The sequence below is a fragment of the Pectobacterium betavasculorum genome (genome assembly GCF_000749845.1).
GTDB classification, from domain to species: domain Bacteria; phylum Pseudomonadota; class Gammaproteobacteria; order Enterobacterales; family Enterobacteriaceae; genus Pectobacterium; species Pectobacterium betavasculorum.
This window is the reverse complement of record NZ_JQHM01000036.1, coordinates 1-3,310: the sequence shown is the minus strand read 5'-3', so window position 1 is coordinate 3,310 and position 3,310 is coordinate 1. Positions and strand designations below refer to the sequence as shown.

2 rRNA genes are annotated in these 3,310 nt (G+C 52.2%); both read right to left on the bottom strand.

Annotated elements, in window-relative coordinates:
- Positions 1-5 precede the first annotated feature (5 nt).
- Positions 6-121, bottom strand: a 5S ribosomal RNA gene (gene rrf / locus KP22_RS20945).
- A 125-nt stretch (positions 122-246) separates the two neighbouring features.
- A 23S ribosomal RNA gene (locus tag KP22_RS20940) occupies positions 247-3,153 on the bottom strand.
- Positions 3,154-3,310: the final 157 nt, after the last annotated feature.

Below are 3,310 nucleotides of genomic sequence, written 5' to 3'. Positions count from 1 at the left end.
TTGATGCCTGGCAGTTCCCTACTCTCACATGGGGAGACCCCACACTACCATCGGCGCTACGGCGTTTCACTGCTGAGTTCGGCATGGGGTCAGGTGGGACCACCGCGCTATCGCCGCCAGGCAAATTCTGTTTCATTCCAACCGTCATGTTTCACTTTTCTCGTGTCACACAACCATCAGAACCAATCTCTGAACAAGCTGAATATCGTTCTTATGAGTCATCTCACAAAACACCTTCGGTGTTGTAAGGTTAAGCCTCTCGGGTCATTAGTACTGGTCAGCTCAACGTATCGCTACGCTTACACACCCAGCCTATCTACGTCGTCGTCTTCAACGGCCCTTCAGGGGTATCAAGTACCCAGGGAAGACTCATCTCGAGGCAAGTTTCCCGCTTAGATGCTTTCAGCGGTTATCTCTTCCGCACGTAGCTACCGGGCAATGCAATTGGCATCACAACCCGTACACCAGTGGTGCGTTCACTCCGGTCCTCTCGTACTAGGAGCAACCCCTCTCAATCTTCCAACGCCCACGGCAGATAGGGACCGAACTGTCTCACGACGTTCTAAACCCAGCTCGCGTACCACTTTAAATGGCGAACAGCCATACCCTTGGGACCTACTTCAGCCCCAGGATGTGATGAGCCGACATCGAGGTGCCAAACACCGCCGTCGATATGAACTCTTGGGCGGTATCAGCCTGTTATCCCCGGAGTACCTTTTATCCGTTGAGCGATGGCCCTTCCATTCAGAACCACCGGATCACTAAGACCTGCTTTCGCACCTGCTCGAGCTGTCACTCTCGCAGTCAAGCTAGCTTATGCCTTTGCACTAACCTCCTGATGTCCGACCAGGATTAGCTAACCTTCGTGCTCCTCCGTTACGCTTTGGGAGGAGACCGCCCCAGTCAAACTACCCACCAGACACTGTCCGCAACCCGGATTACGGGTCTACGTTAGAACATCAAACATTAAAGGGTGGTATTTCAAGGTTGGCTCCATGCAGACTGGCGTCCACACTTCACAGCCTCCCACCTATCCTACACATCAAGGCTCAAGGTTCAGTGTCAAGCTATAGTAAAGGTTCACGGGGTCTTTCCGTCTTGCCGCGGGTACACTGCATCTTCACAGCGAGTTCAATTTCACTGAGTCTCGGGTGGAGACAGCCTGGCCATCATTACGCCATTCGTGCAGGTCGGAACTTACCCGACAAGGAATTTCGCTACCTTAGGACCGTTATAGTTACGGCCGCCGTTTACCGGGGCTTCGATCAAGAGCTTCGCCTTGCGGCTGACCCCATCAATTAACCTTCCGGCACCGGGCAGGCGTCACACCGTATACGTCCACTTTCGTGTTTGCACAGTGCTGTGTTTTTATTAAACAGTTGCAGCCAGCTGGTATCTTCGACTGATTTCAGCTCCATGAGCACGTCACTTCACTTACCATCAGCGTGCCTTCTCCCGAAGTTACGGCACCATTTTGCCTAGTTCCTTCACCCGAGTTCTCTCAAGCGCCTGAGTATTCTCTACCTGACCACCTGTGTCGGTTTGGGGTACGATTTGATGTTACCTGGAGCTTAGAGGCTTTTCCTGGAAGCGTAGCATTGGTTACTTCATCACCGTAGTGACTCGTCATCACGCCTCAGTGTTAACAATGACCCGGATTTACCAAAGTCATCCACCTTCACGCTTAAACCGGGACAACCGTCGCCCGGATAACCTAGCTTTCTCCGTCCCCCCTTCGCAGTAACACCGAGTACAGGAATATTAACCTGTTTCCCATCGACTACGCTTTTCAGCCTCGCCTTAGGGGTCGACTCACCCTGCCCCGATTAACGTTGGACAGGAACCCTTGGTCTTCCGGCGTGCGGGTTTTTCACCCGCATTATCGTTACTTATGTCAGCATTCGCACTTCTGATACCTCCAGCAGCCCTCACAGGCCACCTTCGACGGCTTACAGAACGCTCCCCTACCCAACAACACCTGAGTGTCGCTGCCGCAGCTTCGGTGCATGGTTTAGCCCCGTTACATCTTCCGCGCAGGCCGACTCGACCAGTGAGCTATTACGCTTTCTTTAAATGATGGCTGCTTCTAAGCCAACATCCTGGCTGTCTGTGCCTTCCCACATCGTTTCCCACTTAACCATGACTTTGGGACCTTAGCTGGCGGTCTGGGTTGTTTCCCTCTTCACGACGAACGTTAGCACCCGCCGTGTGTCTCCCGTGATAACATTCTTCGGTATTCGTAGTTTGCATCGGGTTGGTAAGTCGGGATGACCCCCTAGCCGAAACAGTGCTCTACCCCCGAAGATGAGTTCACGAGGCGCTACCTAAATAGCTTTCGGGGAGAACCAGCTATCTCCCGGTTTGATTGGCCTTTCACCCCCAGCCACAAGTCATCCGCTAATTTTTCAACATTAGTCGGTTCGGTCCTCCAGTTAGTGTTACCCAACCTTCAACCTGCCCATGGCTAGATCACCGGGTTTCGGGTCTATACCCTGCAACTTAACGCCCAGTTAAGACTCGGTTTCCCTGCGGCTCCCCTATTCGGTTAACCTTGCTACAGAATATAAGTCGCTGACCCATTATACAAAAGGTACGCAGTCACCTAACAAGTAGGCTCCCACTGCTTGTACGTACACGGTTTCAGGTTCTATTTCACTCCCCTCGCCGGGGTTCTTTTCGCCTTTCCCTCACGGTACTGGTTCACTATCGGTCAGTCAGGAGTATTTAGCCTTGGAGGATGGTCCCCCCATATTCAGACAGGATGTCACGTGTCCCGCCCTACTCATCGAACTCACAGCCTGTGCATTTTTGTGTACGGGACTATCACCCTTTACTGTGCGACTTTCCAGACGCTTCCACTAACACACAAACTGATTCAGGTTCTGGGCTCCTCCCCGTTCGCTCGCCGCTACTGGGGGAATCTCGGTTGATTTCTTTTCCTCGGGGTACTGAGATGTTTCAGTTCCCCCGGTTCGCCTCATGACACTATGTATTCATGTCATGATAGTGTGTCGAAACACACTGGGTTTCCCCATTCGGGTATCGTCGGGTATAACGCTTCATATCAGCTTACCGACGCTTATCGCAGATTAGCACGCCCTTCATCGCCTCTGACTGCCTAGGCATCCACCGTGTACGCTTAGTCGCTTAACCTCACAACCCGAAGATGTTTCGATTGATTCATCCTCGTGCTGCGATTATTTGAGAGACTCATTGACAGACTGATGCATCACGACCCACCCGAAGGCAGTCCTGCATGTTCAGCTGTCATGTTTCAATTTTCAGCTTGTTCCAGATTGTTAAAGAGCAA